Genomic DNA, 23,095 nt, shown 5'->3' on the forward strand with positions numbered 1-23,095 from the left:
CGTTGAGGGTCATGGTCGTCGACGACCATCCGATGTGGCGCGACGCCGTCGCCCGCGACCTCGCCGAGGCGGGGCACGAGGTCGTCGCCACCGCCGGGGAGGGCCGCACCGCCGTCCGCATCGCCGCCGCCGCGCGCCCCCGCGTCGCCGTGGTCGACCTGCAGCTGCCCGACATCAGCGGCGTCGAGGTCACCCGGCACCTCGCCGCCGCCGACCCGCCCGTGCGGGTGCTGGTGCTGTCGGCCAGCGGGGAGCAGCAGGACGTCCTGGAGGCGGTGAAGGCGGGCGCCACCGGCTACCTGCTCAAGTCCGCCGGGCGCGAGGAGTTCCTGGACGCGGTCCGCCGCACCGCCGACGGCGACGCCGTGTTCACCCCCGGCCTCGCCGGCCTCGTCCTCGGCGAGTACCGCAGGCTCGCCGCCGCGCCCGCCCGCGAGGACGACGACGCGCCCCGGCTCACCGACCGCGAGACCGAGGTGCTGCGGCTCGTCGCCAAGGGCCTGACGTACAAGCAGATCGCGCAGCGGCTCGTCCTGTCGCACCGCACGGTGCAGAACCACGTGCAGAACACCCTCGGCAAGCTCCAGCTGCACAACCGCGTCGAGCTCGTCCGCTACGCCATCGAGAAGGGCTTGGACGAGGAGTCGTGATCCGCCTGTGACGGCGCGCCTCCGGCGACTATGGTCTAGACCATTGGCGGCACGCCGGGACGGCCGGCGAATGCCCTGCGTAGCCATGCCATGACTACTAGGCTGGCCATGTGAACCGAGGGAGGAGCCCGGTGGCGGGAGAAGGAGACGGCATGCGAGTCGGAGTGCTCACCGGCGGTGGGGACTGCCCCGGCCTGAACGCGGTCATCCGCGCGGTCGTCCGCAAGGGCGTGCAGGTCTTCGGCTACGAGTTCGTGGGCTTCCGGGCCGGCTGGCGCGGCCCCCTGGAGGGCGACACCGTCGCCCTCGACGTCCAGGCCGTCCGCGGGATCCTGCCGCGCGGCGGCACGATCCTCGGCTCGTCCCGGACCAACCCGGTCAAGGTCGAGGGGGGCGTCGAGCGGATCAAGGACAACCTCGCCGGGCTCGGCGTCGACGCCCTGATCGCCATCGGCGGCGAGGACACCCTCGGCGTCGCCCGCGAGCTGTACGCCAGCGGCGTCAACGTCGTCGGTGTCCCCAAGACGATCGACAACGACCTCAACGCCACCGACTACACCTTCGGGTTCGACACCGCGGTGAACATCGGCATGGAGGCCGTCGACCGGCTGCACACCACCGCCGAGAGCCACCACCGCGCGCTGATCTGCGAGGTCATGGGCCGCCACGCGGGGTGGATCGCGCTGCACGTCGGCATGGCCGCCGGCGCCAACGTCATCCTGATCCCCGAGCGGCCGTTCGACATCGACAAGGTCGTCGAGTACGTCGAGAGCCGGTTCAAGACCCGCTACGCGCCGATCATCGTCGTGTCGGAGGGCGCCCACCCGATCGACGGGCAGATGCAGCTGCAGACCGGCGACCGCGACGCGTTCGGGCACGTCCGGCTCGGCGGCATCGGCCAGGCCCTCGCCGACGAGATCGAGAAGCGCACCGGCAAGGAGGCCCGCGCCACCGTGCTCGGGCACATCCAGCGCGGCGGCACCCCCACCGCGTTCGACCGCGTCCTCGCCACCCGCTTCGGCCTCCAGGCCATCGACGCCGTCCGCGACGGCGACTACGGCAAGATGGTCGCGCTCCAGGGCACCGAGATCGTCCGCGTCGGCCTCGACGAGGCGACCAAGGAGCTGAAGACCGTTCCGCTGGAGCGCTACGCCGAGGCCGAGGTCTTCTTCGGCTGAACCCGTCCGGGCGGGACCGCCCGGCAGAACCTGTCCCTCCCGGCGGGAACACCTTTTCCGGGTCGCGATGTTGGGGTGAGTGGGCCACACTGGAGGCCGCCCCTTGACCTGTTCCCGCCGGGAGGATTACGCATGACCACGCTCGAGACCGCGCCCGCGGACGTCCGGGAGCAGTCCCCGGTCGACGGGGAGCCGTGCGTGCTGCTCAAGCTCGGCGAGGTCGTCCTCAAGGGCAAGAACCGCGAGCTGTTCGAGCGCCGCCTGGCCGACAACGTCCGGCAGGCCGTCCGGCCCATCGCCCGCGTCGACGTCGTCCGCCGGCACGGCGTCTTCATCGTCCGCAAGCACGACGCCGACCTGGCCACCATGGAGCGGGTCGCGCAGCGGATCACCGACGTCATGGGCATCGTGTGGGCGCACCGCGCCTGGCGGGTCGGCAAGGACCTCGCCAGCGTCGAGCGCGCCGCCCTGGAGCTGATGGACGGCCGCACCGGCACGTTCGCCGTCCGGTCCCGGCGCCGCGACAAGCGGTTCCCGATGACCTCCACCGAGCTGGACCGGCACATCGGCACGCTCGTCGCCCACCGCTACGGCCAGCCCGTCAGGCTCAAGGACCCGGCGCACACCCTGTCGATCGAGGTCGACCGGGACGAGGTGTTCGTCTACTCCGGCGGCCTGCGCGGCCAGGGCGGCCTGCCCGTCGGGATGAGCGGCCGCGCCCTCGTGCTGATGTCCGGCGGCATCGACTCGCCCGTCGCCGCGTACCGGATGATGCGCCGCGGCCTGCGCGTCGACTACCTGCACTTCTCCGGCATGCCGTTCACCGGCCCCGAGTCGATCTACAAGGCGTACGCGCTGGTCCGCGAGCTGGACAAGTTCCAGGGCGGGTCCCGGCTGTTCGTCGTGCCGTTCGGCAAGGCGCAGCAGCAGATCAAGTCGTCCGGCGCCGACCGGCTCGCGGTGATCGCGCAGCGCCGCCTCATGCTGCGCACCGGCGAGGTCCTCGCCCGCCGCCTCCGCGGCTCCGCGCTGATCACCGGCGACGCGCTCGGCCAGGTGTCCAGCCAGACCCTCGCCAACATCACCGCGCTGGACGACGCCGTCGAGCTGCCCATCCTGCGCCCGCTCGTCGGTATGGACAAGGTCGAGATCATGGACCAGGCGCGCCGCATCCGCACGCTGTCCATCTCCGAGCTGCCCGACGAGGACTGCTGCACGATGCTCGCGCCGCGCCGCGCCGAGACCCGCGCCAAGATCGACGACCTCCGGCAGATCGAGAAGCGCCTCGACGTCGGCGAGCTCGCCGACCAGCTCGCCGAGTCCGTCCAGGAGCACCGCCCCGTCTACGGCGACGCGGCCGCGTCCTGACCCCTCTCGCCGTAGAGGCACCGACCGCCGCGGCCCCGCGTCCTCGGGGCGTTTCCGAGCCCGAGGACGCGGGGCCGCGGCGATCAGTACTGGTCGAAGTCCGTCGGACGCGGGGGTTCGGGGCCGTCGGGGCCGAGGAGGGTGATGCGCTCGATGCGGACGATCCGGAAGCGGCGTCCCGCGACCGCGATGCCGTTGCGCCGGGGCTCCTCCGCGAGCAGCTCGGCGGCCTCCGCGTAGGCGGCGGCGTCGCTCTCGCCGAGGGCCTCGACGGCGGGCGCCACGTCGCGCAGGTAGCCGGCCAGCGAGTCGCGGGCCCGCTGCGGGGTGGCGTGCAGGCGGCCGACCGGGCGCCAGCGGCGCTCGCGGGACGGCCCGCCCGGGACGCCGGGGCCGCGCTCGGCGACCGTGAACGCGGGCGCCAGCGCGACCGGGGTGAGGAACGCGCCGGACGGCTCGCTCCCGCTGAGCGCCGCCGCGTCCAGCACCTGGCACAGCAGCTCCGCGGTGGCGAGGTCGGATCCGGTGCCCTCGCCCGACAGCAGGTCGTAGGGGCGGCGGTAGGAGGCCGGGACGGACGCCGGACGCGGGTCGGGGTCGCTCGGCCGGGGCGGTTCGGGGCCGTCCGGGCCGGTCCGCACCAGCTGCTCGACCCGCACGATCGCGAACCGGCGGCCGGCCGCCGCCACCGTGTCGGACGGCCCGCTCCGCAGCGCCGCCGCGGCCCGCCGGAACTCTCCCGCGGCCCCCTCGTCGAGGCGGGCGGCGCGGTCGTCGAGGTGGTCGGCGAGCAGCTCGCGGGCGCCCTGCGGCAGCGGGTCCGGCGGGCAGACGACCTGCCAGCCGCCGGAGACCCGCTCGGCCGCGGTGAACAGCGGGCCGACCGCCACCAGATCGGGGTAGGCGGCGAGGGAGCGGCAGGCGTCCGCGAGCATCACGGCGGCGACCGGGTCGACGCCGTCCAGGTCCTCCGGGAACAGTCGTCCCCCGGCGTCGCCATCGCCCATCGTCATGCCGGACATCATCCTCGCCGCCCCCCGATCTGGCGAGTGGTTCAGACCAATTCGTTACCGCGCGGCCCGCGTTCCCCGTGCTTTCGCGGACGCCGGGCGGGCGCGACGAGCACGAGGAGGCCGGAGGCGAGCAGCGCGAGGCCGGCGTAGCCGGTCCCGCCGAGGTGCTCGCCGAGCACGGCCGTGCCGAGGACCGCGGCGACGGCGGGTTCGGCGAGGGTCAGCGTCGTCGCCGTCGCCGCGGGGGTGCCGCGCAGGCCGCGCGCGAACAGCACGTAGCCGAGGCCGGTGGTGACCGCGCCGAGGTAGAGGGCGGTCGCCGCGCCGGAGCCGGTGAGCAGCCACCCGGTGGACCCGGCCGCCAGGACCGGGAGGAGCAGCACCGCGGCGGCGCCGAACAGCGCCCCGGCGGTCGCCCGGTCGTCCTCGCCGGAGGTGATCAGGGCGGACGCGGTGGTCGCGTACACCGCGTAGGCCAGCCCGGACAGCAGCGCGAGCGCGATGCCGGCGGGGTCGGCGCCGGAGCCGTGCCCGGTGCCGACCAGCAGGGCGCAGCCGCCGACGGCGCCCGCGGTCGCGAGCGTCCACCGGCCGGTGAGGACGGCCCGCCGCGTCGCCAGGCCGATCAGCCCGGTGAACGCGGGCGCGCTGCCGATCGTGACGACGGTGCCGACGGCGACGCCGGTCCGGGCGACGGCGACGAAGAACGCGACCTGGTACACCGCGATCGCCGCGGCGCCGAGCGCGAGCGGCCCCAGGCGGGACCGGCCGCGCAGGAGGCGGCGCAGGCCGTCGCGGCGGGTGGCGGCGGCGAAGGCGAGCAGCAGCAGCCCGCCGATGACGATCCGGGCGGCGGCGACGGACACGCTGGACGCGCCGGGCGCGAAGGTGCGTGCCGTCCCCGTCGTGCCCCAGAGGGACGCGGCGAGGAGGACGTCGGCGCCGCCTCCGCGGGCGCGCCGGGAAGCGGGCGCGGAGGCCCGTTGGGAGGCCGGGGCCGCGGGCGCGGAGGCCCGTTGGGACGTTCCGAACATTCTGGACGTGCGCAGAGACACGGGAGGAGCTCCTGGACTCGAATCGGAAGAGGGATCCGGATTCGGGGCGCAGGAGAACGCGGACCGGGCGCGGTCGCGCCGGGTCCGTCAGGACTCGCAGGGTGGTGCCGTCGCCGCGCCCCGTCAGGAGCGGGGCGGGCCGAGGTTCGAGGTCCAGTACGCCATGCCCGCGACGCTACCAGCTGCCCGCATCCGCGTTGACTTGCGGCGTGTCGCCCTCATCGGCGCCTCATGGGGGACACGCCGCGAGTCAACCGGGTCGCGCGGGGTCAGGCGGGGACGGGGCCGGGGGCCGCGGTCAGCGTGCGGCCGACGATGGGCGGCAGGTCGCGCATGAGCTTGGCCAGCTCGCGCAGGTCGCCGTCCACCAGGGCCTGCGGGCCGTCGCACAGCGCGGTCTCCGGGTGCGGGTGCACGTCGATGATCACGCCGTCGGCGCCGACCGCGACGGCCGCGCGGGTCAGCGGGAGCACCAGGTCGCGGCTGCCGCCCGAGTGCGACGGGTCCACGATCACCGGCAGGTGGGAGAGGCGCTGCGCCACCGGGACCGCGGAGATGTCGAGGGTGTTGCGGGTGGCCTTCTCGAACGTGCGGATGCCGCGCTCGCACAGCACGATGTCGAGGTTGCCGCGCTGCGCGACGTACTCGGCGGCCATCAGCCACTCCTCGATCGTGCCGTTCATGCCGCGCTTGAGCATCACCGGCTTGCCGGACTCGCCCGCGGCCTGCAGCAGCGCGAAGTTCTGCGCGTTGCGGGTGCCGATCTGCAGCATGTCGGCGTAGGACGCGACGAGCTCGACGTCCCCGGCGTCCACCACCTCGGTGACGATCGGCATGCCCGTCTCCTCCCGCACGTCCGCGAGGATGCGCAGGCCGGCCTCGCCGAGGCCCTGGAAGGCGTACGGCGACGTGCGGGGCTTGAACGCGCCGCCGCGCAGCAGGGTCGCGCCCGCCGCCTGCGCCATCTGCGCCGCGCCGAGCGTCTGCTCCGGGGTCTCCACCGCGCACGGGCCGGCGATCAGCGTCACCGTGCCCGGGCCGATCGGCACGCCGCCGACCCGCACCACCGTGCGCTCGGCGTGGTGCTCGCGGCTCACCAGCTTGTAGGGGACGGAGATGCGCACCACGTCGGTCACCCCGCGCATCCCGCGCAGGTTCAGCGACCCGAACTGCTGGACGTCGCCGACGAGCCCGACGATGGTGCGTTCCACGCCGCGGCTGACGAACGCGTCGCCTCCCGCCGTCTCGACCAGTGAGACGACGGCGTTGATATCGGCTTCGGTGGCCTCCGGGGCCATGACGACGACCATGGGTGTGCTGCCTCTCCTCATCACGCGGACCGCGCGCGGATCCGGCCGGATCCCGCGGACGACCCCCTGGAAACGACGAGAGCCCCGGGCCGATGGGGCCCGGGGCTCTCGCCTTGTGGTCTGTCAGCGCAACGTCTGGCAGACCAGCCGCCCGGGCTGGTCGAACCAGAAGAAATACACGATGTTGCGCACGGGCTCAGCGTAGCCGATGCGCGCCGCCGAATCCCGCAAGGCCCCCGAATATGGCTCAGCTCACGCCTGATGGCAGGATGGCGGCGTCATGTCCCACCCCGAACCGTCCGCGCCGCAGCCGCGGGACCTGCCGCCAGGCCAGTACGTCCCCCGGGGCTGGCCGGTCCTCCACTACGGCCCGGTCCCCAAGTTCCGTCCCAAGGACTGGGACTTCCGGGTCTTCGGCGCGACCGCGTCGGGGGAGCAGCACCGGTGGAGCTGGGAGGAGTTCGACGCGCTGCCCCGGGTGCGCGCGGTCTCCGACTTCCACTGCGTCACCAAGTTCACGATCCCCGGCAACGAGTGGGAGGGCGTCCCCGGCACGGCGATCGTCGAACTGGCGCCGCCCGCACCGGACGTGACGCACGTGATGGTGTGGGCGGAGTACGGCTACAGCGCCAACATCCGGATGAGCGACTTCCTCACCGACGGGACGATGTTCGCCACCCACCACGACGGCGAGCGGCTGACCGCCGACCACGGCTTCCCGATCCGGATCGTCGTCCCGCACCTGTACGCGTGGAAGAGCGTGAAGTGGGTCCGGGGCGTGGAGTACCTGGTGAAGGACCGCCGCGGGTTCTGGGAGGAGCGCGGCTACCACAACGTCGCCGACCCCTGGTCCGAGCAGCGGTACTCCTACCAGGAGGACGAGGGCGAGGCCCCGCCCCTCTGAGCCGTGACCGGTCGGACACCGTCGTAAATCGGCGACACACCGACCTGGGCGGAAGAAAACCGTTACCGTACGTTGTCATGGTCCTACCGTCCGTCGTGGACATCCTCGCGGGCGCCCTGGCCGCGGGCGCCGCCGCGGGCGCCGTCGCACTGCGCGGGCGGCTGCGGCCCCCGCGCCGCGCCCCCGGCGTCCCGGCGGAGCAGGCGGCGTTCGCGACACTGCACGCACTCGCCCGCGTGGCGCCGCCGCTGCGCGGGGGGCTGACCCCCGGGTCGGCCGGCAAGGCGGCCCGGCACCTGCGGACCCTGCTCGGCGCCGAGGCCGTCGCGGTCGTGGGCGTCGCGACCGGCGACGACGACCCGTACGCCGACGATCCCCATGGCGACGACCTCCACGACGACGACCTCCACGACGATGGGTACGCCGGCGAACCGTACGCCGAGGACGCGTACGCCGGCGGAGACCGCGCTGCCGGCCCGCGTCCAGGCCGGGGCGAGGGCGCCGGAGACCCGCGGCCGGACGACGACCCCGCCCCCCGGCTGCTGGCCTGGGACGGCGCCGGACGCGACGAGCACGCCGGCGACGCCGTCGCCCACGCGCTGCCCGTGCTCGCCTCCGGCCGCCCCCGCGTGATCGCCCCGGAGCTGCTCGGCTGCCGCGACCCGCTGTGCCGCGTCCGGGTCGCCATGGTCGCCCCGCTCACGATCGAAGGGCGCGTCGAGGCGACCCTCGCCGCGTACTGGACCGGTCCGTCCGCCGCGCGCGTCCGCGCCGTCGGCGAGGCGGCCCGGCTGGTCACCGGCCAGCTCGAGCTGGCCCGGCTCGACACCGCCCGGATCCGGCTCGCCGAGGCCGAGATGCGGGCGTTGCGCGCGCAGATCTCCCCCCACTTCGTCTACAACTCGCTGACCACGATCGCCTCGTTCGTCCGCACCGACCCCGAGCGGGCCCGCGGCCTGCTGCTGGACTTCGCCGACTTCGCCCGCTACTCCTTCCGCGACCCGCGCGACTTCACCACCCTCGCCGACGAGCTGCGCTCCATCGACCGGTACCTGCTGCTGGAGCGCGCCAGGTTCGGGGAGCGGCTGCGGTTCGACGTCCAGGTGGCACCCGAGGTACTGCCGGTCGCCGTCCCGTTCCTCGCCCTGCAGCCGCTGGTGGAGAACGCGATCCGGCACGGCATGAAGGGCACCCGCGGCCCCCTGCACATCTCGATCGTGGCGCGCGACTCCGGAGCCGAGGCGGCGATCAGCATCGAGGACGACGGGGTCGGCATGGACCCCGAACGGCTCCAGGAGATCCTCGCCGCCCCGATCGGCCGCCCGGGCCCGACCGGGTGGGGGAGCGTCGCCACCCCGGACCGGCGCGGCGGCGGCATCGGGCTCGCCAACGTCGACGAGCGGATGCGCCAGGTCTATGGAGAGGAGTACGGCCTGACCGTCGAGACAGCGCTCGGAGCGGGAACGAAGGTCAGATTGCGCGTTCCGAAGTACCGTCCGGGCATCTTTCCGGACTGAGCGTCCGCACGCCGGTGCGGTACTCACTTTTCGGAACCGATTGCGGACAGACGGTAATCACGGCAAAGTCGCCATCATGCTGCACGTCCTTGCCGTCGACGATGAGCGCCCCGCCCTGGAGGAACTGGTCCACCTGCTCCGCGAGGACCCGAGGATCGGGAGGGTCACCGGCGCGGAGGACGCCTCGTCCGCGCTGCGCGACCTGAGCCGGATGCTCGTCGAGGGCGAGCGCCTGGACGCGGTGTTCCTGGACATCCGGATGCCCGGGCTCGACGGCCTGGACTTCACCCGGCTGCTGACCGGCTTCGCCGCGCCCCCGCACGTCGTGTTCGTCACCGCGCACGACGACTGCGCCGTCACCGCCTACGAGCTCGGCGCGCTCGACTACCTGCTCAAGCCGGTCCGGCCGGAGCGGCTCGCCGAGGCGGTCCGGCGGGTCGCGCGGGCCGTGTCGCGGACCGGGCCGCAGGGCGAGGACGCCCCCGGCGCGGGCGCCGACGACGAGATGATCCCGGTGGAGCTGGGCGGCCGGACCCGGCTGGTGTCGCGGCGGACCGTCACCCACGTGGAGGCGCAGGGCGACTACGTCCGGCTGCACACCGCCGACGGCGGCTACCTGGTGCGGATGCCGCTGACGGCGCTGACGAAGCGGTGGGAGGGCGCCGGGTTCATCCGGATCCACCGCAGCACGCTCGTCGCGTCCGCGCACATCACCGAGCTGCGCTTCGACGGCGGCCGCGCCGCGGTGCAGATCGGCGACGCGCTGCTGCCGGTGAGCCGCCGGCACACCCGCGAGGTCCGCGACCTGCTGGTGCGCCGGTTCCACCACGCGCCGGGCGGCGCGGGCGGCGGGGCCGACGGCGGCGGCCATGGCTGACCCGCGCCCGGCACCGGACCCGGCACCGCCGGAGGGCGGCGCGCCGGCGGCGGCCCCCGAGCCCGCCGGCGAGGACCCGCCCGACACAGACCCGCCCGACTCAGACCCGCCCGACTCAGACCCGTACGACACGGACCCGTCCGGCACGGACCCGTCCGGCACCGGGCCGTCCGGGACCGCCACCGCCCGGGTCCGGGGCGCGCCCGGACGGCCCGACGTGCGCGAGCTCGTCCGCGTCCAGTTACGGATCGCCCTGCAGACCGCCGCGATCGTCCTGACGGTGACCGCGGCGATCCCCGCCCTCCTCGCCCTCGCCCGGGACCTCGACGGGACCCGGCCCCTCGGCCTCCCGCCGTCGTGGCTGCTGCCGGTCCTCGGCGTCCAGCCGCTGTGGGTGATCGCCGCCCTCGTGCACCTGCACCGCGCCGAACGCGCCGAACACGACCATACGAGGCCGGCGGGCCGGGCGTGACAGCCCCGGCGGCGCCGGCCGCGCTCACCTCCCTGGCCGTGGTCCTGGCGCTGACCGCGGCCCTCGGCGCGCACGGCCGCCGCTCCGCCCGCACCGCCTCCGACTTCCTCGTCGCCTCCCAGGGCGTCACCCCCCTCCGGAACGCCACCGCGATCGGCGGCGAGTACATCTCCGCCGCGGCCTACCTCGGCACCGCCGGGCTCGTCCTCGCCCACGGCACCGGCACGCTGTGGCTGCCGGTCGGCGCCACCGCCGGACACGTCCTGCTGCTGGCCTTCGTCACCGCCCCGCTGCGCCGCTCCGGCGCCTACACGGTCTCCGACTTCGCCGAGTGGCGGCTCGGGTCCGACGCCGTCCGCCGCGCCGTCACCTGCTGCGTCTGCTGCGTCGGCTGGTTCTACCTGCTGCCCCAGTTCCAGGGCGCCGGCGTGACCCTGCGGGTGCTGACCGGCGCCCCCGTCTGGACGGGCTGGGCCGTGATCGTGGTCATGGCGGTCGGCCTCGTCGCGTCCGGCGGCATGCGCGGCATCACCGCCGTCCAGGCCGCGCAGTTCTGGATCAAGCTGGTCGCCGTCGCCCTCCCCGCCGTCGCGCTGCTCGCGATCTGGCACGCCGGCGGCGGCGAGGCCCCCGCCGAGGACCGGCCGGTGCGCTTCGAGCGCACGACCCGCGTCCACGTGCACACGGGCGCCACCGTGATCGTCCGCCAGGCCGTGACCGTCACCGCCACGGGACGGCTCGACGGCGTCCGCCGCGACCGCGCCGCCGTGTCCCTGCCCCCGGGGCCGCACACCGCCGGGGGCGGCACCGAACTCGTGTTCCCGCGAGGAGCCGCCGTCCCGCGCGCCGAACGCCTCACCGCCCCCGCCGACGGGATGTGGGCCGTCCCGTCCGGCCGCCCCACCTGGCGCGGCCTCTACACCACCTACTCGACGCTGCTCGGCGTCCTCCTCGGGACGATGGGCCTGCCCCACATCCTGATGCGCTTCTACACCAGCACCTCCGGGCGGGCCGCCCGCCGCACCGCCGCGCTCGTCCCCGGCCTGCTCGCCCTCTTCTACGTCTTCCCGGCCCTCTACGGCACGCTCGGCCGCATCTACACCCCCGAACTGCTGATGACCGGCGACATCGACGCCGCCATGCTGGTGCTGCCGCTCAGGGCCGCCCCCGGCCTGCCCGGCGCGCTGCTGGCCGGGGTCGTCGCCGCCGGCGCGTTCGCCGCGTTCATCGCCACCTCCTGCGGCCTCGTCGTCGCCATCGCCGGGACCGTCACCCAGCGCATGCGGCACCGCGACGGTGTCACCGCGTTCCGCATCGGCGTGGTCCTGGCGCTGGCCGCCCCGCTCGCCGTGCTCCCCGCCATCGGCCCCCGCGAGGCCGCCGAACTCGTCGTCATGGCGCTGTGCGTGTCGGCGTGCTCGCTGTGCCCGCTGCTCGTCCTCGGGATCTGGTGGCGGGGGCTGACCGCCGCCGGCGCCCTCGCCGGCGTCGTCACCGGCGGCGGGCTCACCGTCGCCGCGGGCGTCGCCCGGCTCTCCTGCGGCCCCCGCGCCGGCTGGACCGCGGCGCTGCTCGCCCAGCCCTCCCTGGCCGTCGCCCCCGCCGCGTTCGCCGTCATGATCACGGTGTCGCTGCTCACCCGCCGCCGCGTGCCGCGCCGCACCGACGGCGTCATGGCCCGGATGCACCTTCCCGGGCCCGCCGCCGCCCGCTGAGCGCCCGCGGAACCGGACGCCGCCCCGGGCCGTGAATTTCCCACCTGACCGCTCACCGCCGTGTGGACCGTTCCTATATGTCGGCCCGCCCGCTCGTCCCGCGGAACCGACCGCTCGCCGGACGGCTACCCTCCGCATAACTCCGACTACTAACCGTTTACCGAGCCTTGTGTTTTCGGGGTGCCGATCGGAGGCATCGGACCTCTAGTGTTCTCAGTGGCACCACACGCCACACCGCTTCGGAGGAGCGGGCGGACGGACCGGACGGCACCCCCGTCCACCGCCGCGAAACCTCCCACAACAGCAAACCCGGAGATCCGGCGGGCGCCAGTCGAACGCCGGATCGTGAGTCGCCGGGTCCCGTACCGGGGGGGTGGGACCCGACGGCCTGTGGCTCGGGCGTCGTCGAACAGTCGGGGGGTTGTTCGGCGACGCCCGGGTCCTTTTTATTTGCTTCGCCCTTGGCGTCAGGCGCTGGAGCGCCTTCCTCCGGCGGGCGAAGCGGCGATCGCAGCATCGCTCCGACTCGCCCTGGGGGCTCGCTGCGCGATCGGATTCTCGCTCCGCTCGAATCCGGCTTCGCACGCGATCGCAACGCGCGGGTCGTCGCCGGGCGCGGTTACGGACGATCATCTGACGGTTCGTTGCGGCTGATCCCGGCTGAGGTCTCGCGGCGCGCTAGTCGCCCCTCAGGCGCTTGAGGGTCGCGATGTCCTTGGCGTGGGGTTCGGGGGCGCGGCCGGGGGTCTCGATGATGAAGGGGACGCCGGCCACGGCGGGGTGCCGGAAGAGTTCGGCGAAGGGCTGCTCGCCGATCTGCCCGGCGCCGATGTTCTCGTGGCGGTCCTTGGCGGAGCCGCAGGCGTCCTTGGAGTCGTTGGCGTGGACGAGCTTGAGGCGGCCCTCGCCGACGGTGGCGACCAGGGCGTCCATGGTGTCCTTGACGCCGCCTGGCGCGGCGAGGTCGTGGCCCGCGGCGAACGCGTGGCAGGTGTCGAAGCAGACGCCGAGCCTCGGATGGTGGTCGAGGCGGTCGAAGAACGGGCCGAGGTCCTGGACCTTGGCGCACAGCATCTTGCCCTGGCCCGCCATCGGCTCCAGGAGGAGGTCGGGGCCGTCCTCGGGGATCTCCTCCAGCAGCGGCAGCACGTGCTCGCGGACCTGGGCCATGGCCGCGTCGTAGCTCTGGCTGACGGCGGAGCCGGTGTGGACGACCACGCCGCGGGCGCCGATCGCGCGGCCGCGGACGAGGGAGTGCCGGACGGTCGCGATCGACTTGGCGAGGGTCTCCTCGCTGGGCGAGCCGAAGTTGACCAGGTACGGGGCGTGCACGTAGACGGCGACGTCGGTGCGCGCCAGGAGCTCGGCGTCCTCGGCGGGCCTGCCCTCGGGCAGCGCCCACCCGCGCGGGTTGGCGACGAAGACCTGGATCGCCTCGGCGCCGATCTCGGCGGCGTACTTCAGGCCGCCGGTGGCGAGCCCGCCGGCCACGGGAACGTGCGCCCCGACGGGGCTCTGCGGTGCGGTCATAGGCCGTTCAGCCTAGCCGCCGGATCCGACCGTCCGGACCCGCTCAGGGGCCCTTGACCAGGGTGACGGTGGAGCCGCGCGGGGCCTCGCCGCTGTTCGGGCTCTGGAACCGGACGGTGTTGCCGCCGAAGCCGGTGACGTTGACGTTGAAGCCGGAGTCCTCGAGGGCCTTCCTGGCGTCGCTGACGCTGCGGCCCGTCACGTTCGGGACGGGGATGTTCTGCTGGGGGTCCCCGTCGTTGCAGCCGATGTGGAACGGGCCCGCGTCCACGATGCAGTCGCGCTTGTTGACGACGATGGTGACGTCGTCGCCGCCGGACACGCCGGTGCCCTCTTCCGGGTCCTGGCTGATCACGGTGTTCGCGGGCTTGCCGTCGACCTTCTTCTTCTCCACGGTGACGTTCAGGCCCATCGAGCGGAGCTGGTTGGCGGCGGCGTCGCCGTCGGTGCCGACGACGTTCGGCATGGACATGCCGCTGCTGACGATGATGTCGACGGGCTTGTCGGGGGACTGCTTCTCGCCCGCGTCGGGGTCGGTGCCGACGACCTTGTCCTTGTCGACCCTCTGCGACGGGGTCGTGCTGGTCCTGCCGACGGTGAAGCCCTTGCTCTGCAGGGTCCGCTTCGCGTCGTCGAGGGACTTGCCGGACACGTCCGGGACCTCGCGGGGGGTGATGCCCTTCGAGGGGGTGAGCGTGACGGTCTGGCCCTTGGCGATGCGGGCGCCGGCGGGCGGGTCGCTCTTGGCGACCTTGCCCTTGTGGACGTGGTCGTCGTACACGGCGGTGGCGACCCGGACGTCCAGCCCGGCGTGGTCGAGCTCGCGCTGGGCGTCCGCGACCTTCATCCCGATGATCTGGGACGGGATGTGGTCGTACTGGCCGGACGTCTGGTACCAGACGGCCCAGCCGAGGACCACGGCGGCGATGGCGCCGATCGCGATGAGCACGTACTTGCCGGTGAGCGCGCCGAGCGCCCGGTCGGCGCGGGACCGCGGCGCGTACCCGGACGGGAGCGTCTCGGCCGGCGCGCTCCGCGGGTCGAGGACGGCGGTGTGCCCCTGGGGCGGCCCGGCGGGCGGCGTCTCCAGCACGCTGGTGGGGTTGCGGGACGCCTCCTCCACGCGGCGGTCGAAGTCGCGCGGCAGGCCGCCGAAGACCTCGGCGACCTCCGCCAGGTACTGGTTGGCGTCCTTGGGGCGGCGCACCGGGTCGTGGCTGGTGGCGTCGGTGACCAGCTCGTCCACCCGCTGCGGGATGCCGGGCACGATGCCGGACGGCGGCGGGACGACCTCGTTGACGTGCTTGTAGGCGACGGCGAGGGGCGTGTCGGCCTGGTGCGGGAGCCGGCCGGTGAGCAGCTCGAACAGCATGATCCCGGCGGCGTAGACGTCGGAGCGGACGTCGGCGGTGCCCTGCAGCACCTGCTCGGGCGCGAGGTAGCCGACCGTGCCGATGATCATGCCGGTCTTGGTCATCTTGCTCGCGCTCTCCGCGCGGGCCAGCCCGAAGTCGGCGACCTTGATGGTGCCGTCCTCGCAGATCAGCACGTTCTCCGGCTTGACGTCGCGGTGCACGAGGCCGGCCCGGTGCGCGGCGCCGAGCGCCGCGAGGACGGGCTGCATGATCTCCAGGGCGGCGCGCGGGCCGAGCCGGCCGACCTCGGTGAGCGCGTCGCGCAGCGTCCGGCCCGGGACGTACTCCATCACCAGGAAGACGTGCTCGCCGTCGGAGCGCTGGTCGTACACGGCCACGACGTTGGGGTGCGAGAGCGCCGCCGCGGCCTTGGCCTCGCCGATGAAGCGGGCGACGAAGTCCTCGTCGGAGGCCAGCGCGGTGTGCATGACCTTGATCGCGATCGTGCGGTCCAGCCGGAGGTCGCGGGCCACGTACACGGTGGCCATGCCGCCGCGCGCGATCCGGGACTCAATGCGGTAGCGCCCGTCGAGCACCTGTCCGACGAGTGGATCTGCAACCGACGTGTCCATCGAGGCGAGTTTACGGGCGAATGACGGATGTTCTCATCAGTCGTGAGTATGAGCATCGATGAGCCGCGGGTCGGACACCGGCGCGGTGGCGGCCGCGGCGGCGGCGCCCGCGGCGCCCTCCGTGGCGTCTCCGGCGGTGCCCGCGGGGGCGGCGGGGCGGGCGCGGCGCAGGCCGCGGGTGCTGCGGGACACGGCGACGCCGGCGAGGCACAGGACGCCGCCGCCGAGCGTGACCAGGCCCGGCACCTCGCCGAGGAACAGCCACGACATCACCACCACGAGCGCGGGAGCCGCGTAGGTGGTGGCGCCCATCTTCCCGGCGGACGTGCGGGCCAGCGCGTAGCCCCAGGTGGTGAAGGCGATCGCGGTGGGGAAGACGCCGAGGTAGACCATGTTCAGGGTCGCGCCGGCCGGGGCGTGCGCGGCCTGGGAGACCAGTTGCGGCGCGAACGGCAGGCAGGTGGCGGCGCCGATGGCGCAGGCCCACGTGGTGAACTGCAGCGGCGAGGCGTGCCGGAGCGCGGGCTTCTGGCTGACGACGCCGAACGCGTAGGTCACGGCGGCGAAGAGGCACAGGAGCACGCCGCCGACCGAGGCGTCGCCCTTCCCGGACATCGACAGGCCCACCACGGCGGCGCCCGCGAACGACACCGCCATCCCGGCCAGCAGCCGGGGCGCGAACCCCTCCTTCAGCAGCCAGCCGCCCAGCAGCGCGATGAGGATCGGGCCGATGTTGACCACGAGCGCCGCGGTGCCGGCGTCCACGAGCCGCTCGCCCCAGTTGAGCGCGACCATGTAGGCGCCGAACCACAGCACGCCCGCGGCGACGATGCCGGGCCAGGCGCCCTTCGGCGGCAGGCCCTCGCGCCGGACGAGGCAGATCGCGGCGAGCGCGACGGTGCCGGCGAGCAGCCGGCCGAGGGCGAGGGCCCCGGGGCCGTAGTCCTCGCCGGCGCTGCGGATGGCGACGAACGCCGAGGCCCACAGCACGACCGTGACGGCCGCCGCCGCGACGGCGAGCCGGTCGACGCCCGGACGCGGAGTACTGCCCTGTTGCATGTGACGCACCTTAGGTTCGGGACGTTTCCATGAACACCGAAGGGTGCGGCGCGGTCGCGGGCGGCCCGTCCGGTGGACGCCCCCAGTCTGGGGACGTCCACCGTTCAGGTCCAGCGAATATTTCTTCAGCCGAAGCTTTAGCTCGGCTTCAATGACCGCTCAGGACGACGCGAGGCCCTCGAACGGCGAGGACGCCTGGGCGTAGCGGCGCTTCGGGATCCGTCCGGCCAGCCGGGCGAGCCGCCCGGCCTCGACGGCGTGCCGCATCGCCGCGGCCATCCGGGCGGGCGACTGCGCGCGGGTGACGGCGGTCGCCAGCAGCACCGCGTCGCAGCCGAGCTCCATCGCCAGCGCGGCGTCGGACGCGGTGCCGAGCCCCGCGTCCAGGATCACCGGGACCTCCGCCCGCTCGACGATCAGCTCGATGTTGTGCGGGTTGCGGATGCCGAGCCCCGACCCGATCGGCGAGCCCAGCGGCATGACCGCCGCGCAGCCGAGCTGCTCCAGCCGGTGCGCGAGCACCGGGTCGTCGTTGGTGTAGGGCAGGACGACGAAGCCGTCGTCGACGAGCTGCTCGGCGGCCTCCACCAGCTCGATCGGGTCCGGCAGGAGCGTCCGCTCGTCCGCGATCACCTCCAGCTTGACCCAGTTCGTGCCGAGCGCCTCGCGCGCCATCTTCGCGGTCAGCACGGCCTCGCCCGCGGTGAAGCAGCCCGCGGTGTTCGGCAGCACCCGGATGCCGCACTCGCCGAGGACGTCGAGCACGGAGCCGCGCGCCGACGGGTCGACCCGCCGCATCGCGACCGTGGTGAGCGCCGTCCCCGACGCGGTCAGCGCCTCGCGCAGCACGTGCATGCTGGGCGCCCCGCCGGTGCCCATGATCAGCCGGGAGCCGATCTCCTCGCCGGCGATCACCAGGGCGTCGGCGGCGGCGTCGTTCGTCGTGTCCCGTGTCACCGGTCAGCCTCCCTGCACCGCGGTCAGCACCTCGAGGCGGTCCGCCTCGCGCAGCGTCGTCGCCTCCCACGCCGAGCGCCGGACGACCTCGTCGTTCAGCGCCGCCGCCACGCCGGACGCGGCGGTGGTGACGGCCGCGACCGCCTGCGCCACGGACGCGCCGTCCGGCAGCTCGCGCGGCTCTCCGTTCACGATGATCCTCATCACTGCACGACCTTCATCACTGCGGCCTTGATCACTGCGTCCTCATCACTGCGGTCCGGGGGCGAAGCGGGCGGGGGAGAACGGGGCGGCCACCTCGGGCACGGGGCCGTCCAGGAGCATCGCCGCGAGGGCGTCGGCGCTGACCGGCGCCAGCAGGATGCCGTTGCGGAAGTGGCCCGTGCCGAGGTAGAGGCCGGGCAGCCCGGTGGGGCCCATCAGCGGGGCGTTGTCCGGGGAGCCGGGCCGCAGGCCCGCGGTGACCTCGGCGAACTCCAGCTCGGTGAGGCCGGGCAGCAGCTCGCGGGCGTCCCGCAGCAGCTCCCACAGGCCGCCCGCGGTGACCCGCGTGTCGAAGCCCAGCTCCTCCTGCGTGGCGCCGATGACGATCTCGCCGTCCGCGCGCGGCACCAGGTAGACCGACGAGCCCTTCACCAGGCCGCGGGTGGTGCGCCGCAGGAACGGCACCGGCGTGCGGAGCCTGATCACCTGGCCCTTGACGGGGCGGACGGGTGGAACGGTCCCGGCGGGCAGGCCCTCCAGGTCGCCCGACCAGGGCCCGGCGGCCAGCAGCACCCGGTCCGCGCGGACCTCGGTGCCGTCGTCCAGCAGGACCCCGGCGGCCGCGTCGCGCTCGACCAGCAGGCCCTTCGCGCGCCGCCGCACCAGCCGGACGCCCAGCCGCTCGCCGGCCGCCAGCAGCGCGGGGGCGAGCCTGCGCGGGTCGACCGAGCCGTCCTCGGGGGCGAGCAGGCCGCCGCGCACGCCGGGCGCGAGCATCGGCTCGGCCCTGCGGCACTCGCGGCCGGTGAGGGCCTCGACGGGGATGCCGAGGCTCTCCTGGAAGGCGCGCAGGTCCTCCAGGACCTTCAGGTCGTCGGCGTCGAACGCGACCTGGAGCGTCCCGTCGTCGCGGTAGCCGGTGTCGAGGCCGGTGGCCTCGGCCAGCTCGGCGGCGAACGCGCCGTAGCGGTCGCGGGAGGCGAGGCCGAGCCGCAGCAGCGGCTCCTCGCCGTAGCTCAGCTCGCTGACGGGGGTCAGCATGCCCGCGGCGACCGACGAGGCGCCGCTCGCGGGCGCCGGGTCGACGAGGGTGACGGCGGCGCCGCCCTGCGCGGCCCGCCAGGCGGTGGCCAGGCCGATGACCCCGGCCCCGATGATCGCGATCTGCAATGCGCGCTCCCTTCGCCGGCATGATCCGGATCAGGTCGTGGCGGTCGGCGGCCCGGTCAGCCGCCCTCTCAGCCCGGTCGCACCGGACTCCCGCGCCCTGTTGTGTTGTGCACGTGCGCTTTGCCCCCACCATACGACCAACAGGCGGAATGCACCTGTCTGGACACCCGTCCAAAACCGCTCCGGCGGGCCCGGTTAGGGTGGGCGCCCATGGACAGGGTCATCGTCGTGGGCGGCGGGCTGGCGGGCGTGCGGGCCGCCGAGGCACTGAGGGGCAAGGGGTACGAGGGCGCGCTGACCCTCGTCTCGGCGGAGCGGCACATGCCGTACGACCGGCCGCCGCTGTCGAAGGCGGTGCTGGCGGGCGACTCCGACGACACCACCGTGGACGCCGACTGGGACGCGCTCCGCTGCGAGGTGCTGCTCGGCGAGCGCGCCACCGGCCTGCGCCTCGACGCGCCGGGCCGCGACGGCCGGGGCGGCGGCACCGTCGCGACCACCGCCGGGGACCTGCCCTTCGACGGCCTGGTCATCGCCACCGGCGCCGAGCCCGTCACGCTGCCGGGCGACGGCCGCCAGCACGTCCTGCGCACCATCGACGACTCCCGCGACCTGCGCGGACGCCTCACCGAGGGCGCCCGGATCGTGATCGTCGGCGCGGGCTGGATCGGCGCCGAGGTCGCCACCACCGCCGCGAAGAAGGGCTGCGCCGTCACCGTCGTCGAGGCCGCCGACACCCCGCTCGCGGTCGCGCTCGGCCAGGAGATCGGCGCGCTCACCATCCCCTGGTACGCCGAGGCGGGCGTCGAACTGCGCACCGGCGTCAAGGTCGCCGCGGTCGAGCACGGCGGCCTCGCCCTCGCCGGCCCCGGCGGCGGCGAGCGGATCGACGCCGACGAGGTCGTCGTCGGGATCGGCGTCCGGCCCGCGCTCGGCTGGCTGGACGGCTCCGGCCTGCTGCTGGAGCGCGGCGTCGTCACCGACGGCTCGTTCCGGGCCGTGACGGACGACGAGGCCGGCGCCGTCCGCACCGACGTCGTGGCGGTCGGCGACTGCGCCGCCTGGTGGTCGGAGCGGTACGGGCGGCGGCTCCTCGTCGAGCATTGGGACACCGCCCTCAACGCCCCCGACGTCGCCGCGGCGGCCCTGCTCGGCCAGGAGGCGGTCTACGACGCCGCCCCCTACTTCTGGTCCGAGCAGTTCGGCCGGATGGTGCAGTACGCCGGGCACCACGCGCGGTCCGAGCGGCTCGTCCACCGCGGCGACCCGTCCGGCCGCAAGTGGGCGGTGGCGTGGCTGACCGGCGACCGGCTCGACGCGATCCTGACCGTGGACAGCCCGCGCGACCTGGTGCAGGCCAGGCGGGTGATCGCGGCCGGGACGCCGGTGGATCCGGAGGCGATCGCGGACCCGGGCGTCCCCGTCCGCCAGGCCGTTCGCGGGTAGCGGAACCGGACCGCCGGTAACGGCGGCCGGACGGGTTTGAGGCTTCCGAAGGCGTGGTAGCAAGGGGGCGTGACCCAGACGCACGCAACCGTTGACAGCGCACTGGACCCCCGCACCGACGCCCTCGCCGGCGACTGGCTCTCGCTCCGCGAGACGGCGGAGCGGCTCGGCATCAAGACCAGCCGGATCAAGCAGCTCATCAGCGAGCGCAAGCTGCTGTCGGTCCGCCGCGACGGCGAGCCGATGGTGCCGGCGGCGTTCATCAAGGACGGCCAGGTCATCAAGGGCCTGTCCGGCACGCTGACGCTGCTGTCGGACGCCGGCTTCGACGAGGTCGAGACCCTCCGCTGGCTGTTCACCGCCGACGACACGCTTCCCGGCACGCCCGTCCAGGCGCTCAGCGAGAACCGGGGGACCGAGGTGCGGCGACGCGCCCAGGCCCTGGCATTCTGACCCGAACCGACCGAGCGACCGGCCGCGGGGCCACGCCGCCGTGCGTGGCCCCGCGCCGCATGCCCACCGAAAGGAAACCGCCCCCACCGTGTCCAGGCACATCCCGACCGAACGGGCCGTGGCGCTGCGCGCCCGGCTCAGCCGCGCCCGCCTCTACCTCTGCACGGACGCGAGGGAGCGCCAGGGGGACCTGCCCGCCTTCCTGGACGCGGCGCTCGGCAACGGCGTCGACATCGTCCAGCTGCGCCAGAAGGGCCTGGAGGCCCGGCAGGAGATGGCCTACCTGGAGGTGTTCCGGGCGGCGTGCGAGCGGCACGGGGCGCTGCTGGCGGTCAACGACCGCGCCGACGTCGCCCGCGCGGTCGGCGCCGACGTGCTGCACCTCGGGCAGGACGACCTGCCGGTGCCGGCCGCCCGCGAGATCGTCGGCGGGGACGTGCTGATCGGCCGGTCCACGCACTCCGACGAGCAGGCGTCCGCGGCGTCCGCCGAGCCGGGCGTGGACTACTTCTGCGCGGGCCCGGTGTGGCCCACGCCGACCAAGCCGGGACGTCCCGCGCCCGGCCCGAAGCTGCTGGAGTACGTGGCGGCGCAGCGCCAGCCCCGCCCGTGGTTCGCGATCGGCGGCGTCGACCTCGGCAACCTCGGCGAGGTGCTGGACGCGGGGGCCGAGCGCGTCGTGGTGGTCCGGGCGATCACCGAGGCCGACGACCCGGGCGCCGCGGCCGCCGAGTTCGCCCGCCGCCTCCCCGCCCCCGCCGCCTGAGGCGGGCGACGGGGATCACGGTGCGGGCGGTCCCGCCGATGACCGACAATGGGGATCATGAGCGTGGGACCCGACGACGACCGGCCGGTCGACCTGGGCGACGACCTGGAGATCCTGCCGGACCAGACCGCCGACGACACCGACACCGGCTGGGGCGAGTGGCGCACCGGCGGCGATGACGACGCGCGGCTGATCGAGGAGCGCCCCCCGCACTGGTGACCACCGGTGCCGGTGAGCGCCGCAGGGCCCGCCACCGGGACGGCCCACCGCTGGAACAGGACGCCGCTGGAACAGCACGCCGCTAGAACAGCACGCCGAGCACGAACCCGGCGATGATCACCGCGGCGAGCGCCAGCATCATCCGCCACCGGTAGCGCGGGATGCGGGTGGGGCGCGGCTTCGGCGCGGGCCCCTGCCCCTCGCGCAGCGCGCGGACGAGCTGCGGCGCGGTAGGCCGGGCCGCCGGGTTCTTGTCGAGGCAGCGGGCGGCCAGCTCGCGCAGCGGCCCCTCCATGTCGCCGAGGTCGGGCGGCCGGGACGTCACCCGCCGCATCACCGCGGCGCTCGGCCCGCTGCCGAACGGCGGCTGGCCCGTTGCGGCGAACACCATCGCGGCGCCCCAGGCGAACACGTCGGCGGGCGGCCCGACCGGCTCGTCCTCGATCTGCTCGGGCGCCATGTAGCCGGGCGTGCCGACCGGGCTCGTGGTGAGCGGCTCGGTGCGGGCCAGCGCGTCGGCGGCGCGCGCGATGCCGAAGTCGATCACCTTGGCGCCGTCCGGGCCCAGCACCACGTTGGCGGGCTTGAAGTCGCGGTGCACGATCCCCGCGCGGTGGATCGCGGCGAGCGCGCCGGCGGTGCGCAGCGCCACCTTGCGCAGCTGCGGGGCCGGCAGCGGCCCGTCCTCGTCGACGACCCGCTGCAGCGGCGGCCCCTCGACGAACTCGCTGACGATGTAGGGGCGGTCGCCGGTGACGTCGGCGTCCAGCACCCGCGCGGTGTGCCGCCCGGCGACCTTCCGCGCGGCCTCCGCCTCCTTGACGAACCGGCTGCGCGCCCGCTGCCCGGCGTCCAGGCCGCCGCGCAGCACCTTGACCGTGACCAGCCGGTCGTCACCGTCGCGACCCAGGTAGACCACGCCCTGGCCGCCCTCGCCGAGCCGCCCGAGCAGCCGGTAGCCGTCGATGCTGCGGGGGTCGCCGGGGCGCAGCGGCCGCTCGTGCCGGCGCCCCCGGCCCTGGCGCGAGGCCGGGCGCTTGCCGGCCGGTCCCGCCGCGGGACCGGCCTGGCCGGGTCGCGGCTTGGCCGGGCGGCCGTGGGGCTGGCCCGCGCGTCCCTGCCCGGAACGGGCCTGCTGGCCGTTGCGGGACTGGGCGGGGCGCCCGGTGTGGGGGTTCGTCCTCCCGCGGGAGGTGTCGTGCGGCAAGGGGGGACTCCGACTCGGCGGGGACGGACGAAGATTTC

22 protein-coding genes and 1 riboswitch are annotated in these 23,095 nt (G+C 74.7%); of the genes, 12 read left to right on the plus strand and 10 right to left on the minus strand.

The window, feature by feature from the left end:
- The first annotated feature begins 11 nt into the window (after positions 1 to 11).
- From J4557_RS29205 to thiI, 3 genes are all read left to right on the plus strand, one after another.
- Complete coding sequence (locus J4557_RS29205) at positions 12 to 650, plus strand: response regulator (protein ID WP_190861926.1); 639 nt, start codon at positions 12 to 14, stop codon at positions 648 to 650.
- 152 nt (positions 651 to 802) lie between these two features.
- Entirely contained in the window at positions 803 to 1,828 is a 1,026-nt protein-coding gene (locus J4557_RS29210; protein WP_208269957.1) for a 6-phosphofructokinase, read from the plus strand.
- A gap of 132 nt (positions 1,829 to 1,960) precedes the next feature.
- A complete protein-coding gene (gene thiI / locus J4557_RS29215; protein WP_208269958.1) occupies positions 1,961 to 3,196 on the plus strand; it encodes a tRNA uracil 4-sulfurtransferase ThiI in 1,236 nt (411 codons plus the stop codon).
- 83 nt (positions 3,197 to 3,279) lie between these two features.
- Here thiI and J4557_RS29220 read toward each other — a convergent pair whose 3' ends face one another.
- The 3 genes from J4557_RS29220 to aroF form a co-directional block, all read right to left on the minus strand.
- Positions 3,280 to 4,209, minus strand: a complete 930-nt coding sequence (locus J4557_RS29220) for a DUF5954 family protein (protein WP_208269959.1) — start codon at positions 4,207 to 4,209, stop codon at positions 3,280 to 3,282.
- Positions 4,210 to 4,250: 41 nt separating this feature from the next.
- The gene (locus tag J4557_RS29225; RefSeq protein ID WP_307800274.1) at positions 4,251 to 5,264 is read right to left on the minus strand and encodes an EamA family transporter; all 1,014 of its coding nucleotides are present in this window, start codon (positions 5,262 to 5,264) and stop codon (positions 4,251 to 4,253) included.
- A gap of 269 nt (positions 5,265 to 5,533) precedes the next feature.
- Positions 5,534 to 6,574, minus strand: coding sequence for a 3-deoxy-7-phosphoheptulonate synthase (gene aroF / locus J4557_RS29230; RefSeq protein ID WP_208269960.1), 1,041 nt, complete (start codon positions 6,572 to 6,574; stop codon positions 5,534 to 5,536).
- A gap of 280 nt (positions 6,575 to 6,854) precedes the next feature.
- On the opposite strand from aroF, the gene J4557_RS29235 reads away from it, so the two are divergent.
- The 5 genes from J4557_RS29235 to J4557_RS29255 all read left to right on the plus strand — a co-directional run bounded on the left by J4557_RS29235 (position 6,855) and on the right by J4557_RS29255 (position 12,059).
- Entirely contained in the window at positions 6,855 to 7,478 is a 624-nt protein-coding gene (locus J4557_RS29235) for a sulfite oxidase-like oxidoreductase (protein ID WP_208269961.1), read from the plus strand.
- A 77-nt stretch (positions 7,479 to 7,555) separates the two neighbouring features.
- A complete protein-coding gene (locus J4557_RS29240) occupies positions 7,556 to 8,995 on the plus strand; it encodes a histidine kinase (RefSeq protein WP_208269962.1) in 1,440 nt (479 codons plus the stop codon).
- A 76-nt stretch (positions 8,996 to 9,071) separates the two neighbouring features.
- On the plus strand, positions 9,072 to 9,872 hold the full coding sequence (locus J4557_RS29245) for a LytR/AlgR family response regulator transcription factor (RefSeq protein WP_208269963.1): 801 nt from the start codon (positions 9,072 to 9,074) through the stop codon (positions 9,870 to 9,872).
- Positions 9,865 to 10,344 (plus strand): hypothetical protein, encoded by a 480-nt coding sequence (locus tag J4557_RS29250; RefSeq protein WP_208269964.1) that lies wholly within the window; start codon positions 9,865 to 9,867, stop codon positions 10,342 to 10,344. The genes J4557_RS29245 and J4557_RS29250 overlap by 8 nt, the downstream gene beginning before the upstream one ends.
- The gene (locus tag J4557_RS29255) at positions 10,341 to 12,059 is read left to right on the plus strand and encodes a sodium/solute symporter (RefSeq protein WP_208269965.1); all 1,719 of its coding nucleotides are present in this window, start codon (positions 10,341 to 10,343) and stop codon (positions 12,057 to 12,059) included. Before J4557_RS29250 ends, J4557_RS29255 begins: the two co-directional genes overlap by 4 nt.
- Positions 12,060 to 12,737: 678 nt before the next feature.
- Here J4557_RS29255 and J4557_RS29260 read toward each other — a convergent pair.
- From J4557_RS29260 to thiO, 6 genes are all read right to left on the minus strand, one after another.
- Positions 12,738 to 13,589, minus strand: coding sequence for a deoxyribonuclease IV (locus J4557_RS29260; RefSeq protein ID WP_208269966.1), 852 nt, complete (start codon positions 13,587 to 13,589; stop codon positions 12,738 to 12,740).
- Between the two features lie 43 nt (positions 13,590 to 13,632).
- Positions 13,633 to 15,576, minus strand: coding sequence for a Stk1 family PASTA domain-containing Ser/Thr kinase (gene pknB, locus J4557_RS29265; protein WP_208269967.1), 1,944 nt, complete (start codon positions 15,574 to 15,576; stop codon positions 13,633 to 13,635).
- A 36-nt stretch (positions 15,577 to 15,612) separates the two neighbouring features.
- Entirely contained in the window at positions 15,613 to 16,635 is a 1,023-nt protein-coding gene (locus tag J4557_RS29270; RefSeq protein WP_208269968.1) for a DMT family transporter, read from the minus strand.
- Positions 16,636 to 16,794: 159 nt separating this feature from the next.
- Positions 16,795 to 17,592, minus strand: coding sequence for a thiazole synthase (locus tag J4557_RS29275; protein ID WP_190861866.1), 798 nt, complete (start codon positions 17,590 to 17,592; stop codon positions 16,795 to 16,797).
- A gap of 3 nt (positions 17,593 to 17,595) precedes the next feature.
- A complete protein-coding gene (gene thiS, locus J4557_RS29280) occupies positions 17,596 to 17,796 on the minus strand; it encodes a sulfur carrier protein ThiS (RefSeq protein WP_190861863.1) in 201 nt (66 codons plus the stop codon).
- Between the two features lie 45 nt (positions 17,797 to 17,841).
- Positions 17,842 to 18,966, minus strand: coding sequence for a glycine oxidase ThiO (thiO, locus tag J4557_RS29285; RefSeq protein WP_208269969.1), 1,125 nt, complete (start codon positions 18,964 to 18,966; stop codon positions 17,842 to 17,844).
- Positions 18,957 to 19,070: riboswitch (TPP riboswitch) on the minus strand. It overlaps the preceding gene by 10 nt.
- Before the next feature lie 106 nt (positions 19,071 to 19,176).
- On the opposite strand from thiO, the gene J4557_RS29290 reads away from it, so the two are divergent.
- From J4557_RS29290 to J4557_RS29305, 4 genes are all read left to right on the plus strand, one after another.
- Complete coding sequence (locus J4557_RS29290) at positions 19,177 to 20,412, plus strand: NAD(P)/FAD-dependent oxidoreductase (protein ID WP_208269970.1); 1,236 nt, start codon at positions 19,177 to 19,179, stop codon at positions 20,410 to 20,412.
- 69 nt (positions 20,413 to 20,481) lie between these two features.
- Positions 20,482 to 20,865, plus strand: coding sequence for an Rv2175c family DNA-binding protein (locus J4557_RS29295; RefSeq protein WP_208269971.1), 384 nt, complete (start codon positions 20,482 to 20,484; stop codon positions 20,863 to 20,865).
- An 88-nt stretch (positions 20,866 to 20,953) separates the two neighbouring features.
- Positions 20,954 to 21,631 (plus strand): thiamine phosphate synthase, encoded by a 678-nt coding sequence (gene thiE, locus J4557_RS29300; RefSeq protein ID WP_208269972.1) that lies wholly within the window; start codon positions 20,954 to 20,956, stop codon positions 21,629 to 21,631.
- Between the two features lie 57 nt (positions 21,632 to 21,688).
- Entirely contained in the window at positions 21,689 to 21,850 is a 162-nt protein-coding gene (locus J4557_RS29305) for a hypothetical protein (protein WP_208269973.1), read from the plus strand.
- A gap of 82 nt (positions 21,851 to 21,932) precedes the next feature.
- Here J4557_RS29305 and J4557_RS29310 read toward each other — a convergent pair whose 3' ends face one another.
- Positions 21,933 to 23,057 (minus strand): serine/threonine-protein kinase, encoded by a 1,125-nt coding sequence (locus J4557_RS29310; protein WP_243776513.1) that lies wholly within the window; start codon positions 23,055 to 23,057, stop codon positions 21,933 to 21,935.
- Positions 23,058 to 23,095 lie beyond the last annotated feature (38 nt).

The sequence above is a fragment of the Actinomadura nitritigenes genome (assembly GCF_017573545.1).
Taxonomy (GTDB): Bacteria; Actinomycetota; Actinomycetes; order Streptosporangiales; family Streptosporangiaceae; genus Spirillospora; species Spirillospora nitritigenes.

Bases quoted from the DNA above. Each gene is read 5' to 3' on its own strand.
- J4557_RS29205 (WP_190861926.1), top strand. From the start codon at position 12: ATGGTCGTCGACGACCATCCGATGTGGCGCGACGCCGTCGCCCGCGAC.
- J4557_RS29210 (WP_208269957.1), top strand. From the start codon at position 803: ATGCGAGTCGGAGTGCTCACCGGCGGTGGGGACTGCCCCGGCCTGAAC.
- thiI (WP_208269958.1), top strand. From the start codon at position 1,961: ATGACCACGCTCGAGACCGCGCCCGCGGACGTCCGGGAGCAGTCCCCG.
- J4557_RS29220 (WP_208269959.1), bottom strand. From the start codon at position 4,209: ATGACGATGGGCGATGGCGACGCCGGGGGACGACTGTTCCCGGAGGAC.
- aroF (WP_208269960.1), bottom strand. From the start codon at position 6,574: ATGGTCGTCGTCATGGCCCCGGAGGCCACCGAAGCCGATATCAACGCC.
- J4557_RS29235 (WP_208269961.1), top strand. From the start codon at position 6,855: ATGTCCCACCCCGAACCGTCCGCGCCGCAGCCGCGGGACCTGCCGCCA.
- J4557_RS29240 (WP_208269962.1), top strand. From the start codon at position 7,556: ATGGTCCTACCGTCCGTCGTGGACATCCTCGCGGGCGCCCTGGCCGCG.
- J4557_RS29245 (WP_208269963.1), top strand. From the start codon at position 9,072: ATGCTGCACGTCCTTGCCGTCGACGATGAGCGCCCCGCCCTGGAGGAA.
- J4557_RS29250 (WP_208269964.1), top strand. From the start codon at position 9,865: ATGGCTGACCCGCGCCCGGCACCGGACCCGGCACCGCCGGAGGGCGGC.
- J4557_RS29260 (WP_208269966.1), bottom strand. From the start codon at position 13,589: ATGACCGCACCGCAGAGCCCCGTCGGGGCGCACGTTCCCGTGGCCGGC.
- pknB (WP_208269967.1), bottom strand. From the start codon at position 15,576: ATGGACACGTCGGTTGCAGATCCACTCGTCGGACAGGTGCTCGACGGG.
- J4557_RS29270 (WP_208269968.1), bottom strand. From the start codon at position 16,635: ATGCAACAGGGCAGTACTCCGCGTCCGGGCGTCGACCGGCTCGCCGTC.
- thiS (WP_190861863.1), bottom strand. From the start codon at position 17,796: ATGAGGATCATCGTGAACGGAGAGCCGCGCGAGCTGCCGGACGGCGCG.
- J4557_RS29290 (WP_208269970.1), top strand. From the start codon at position 19,177: ATGGACAGGGTCATCGTCGTGGGCGGCGGGCTGGCGGGCGTGCGGGCC.
- J4557_RS29305 (WP_208269973.1), top strand. From the start codon at position 21,689: ATGAGCGTGGGACCCGACGACGACCGGCCGGTCGACCTGGGCGACGAC.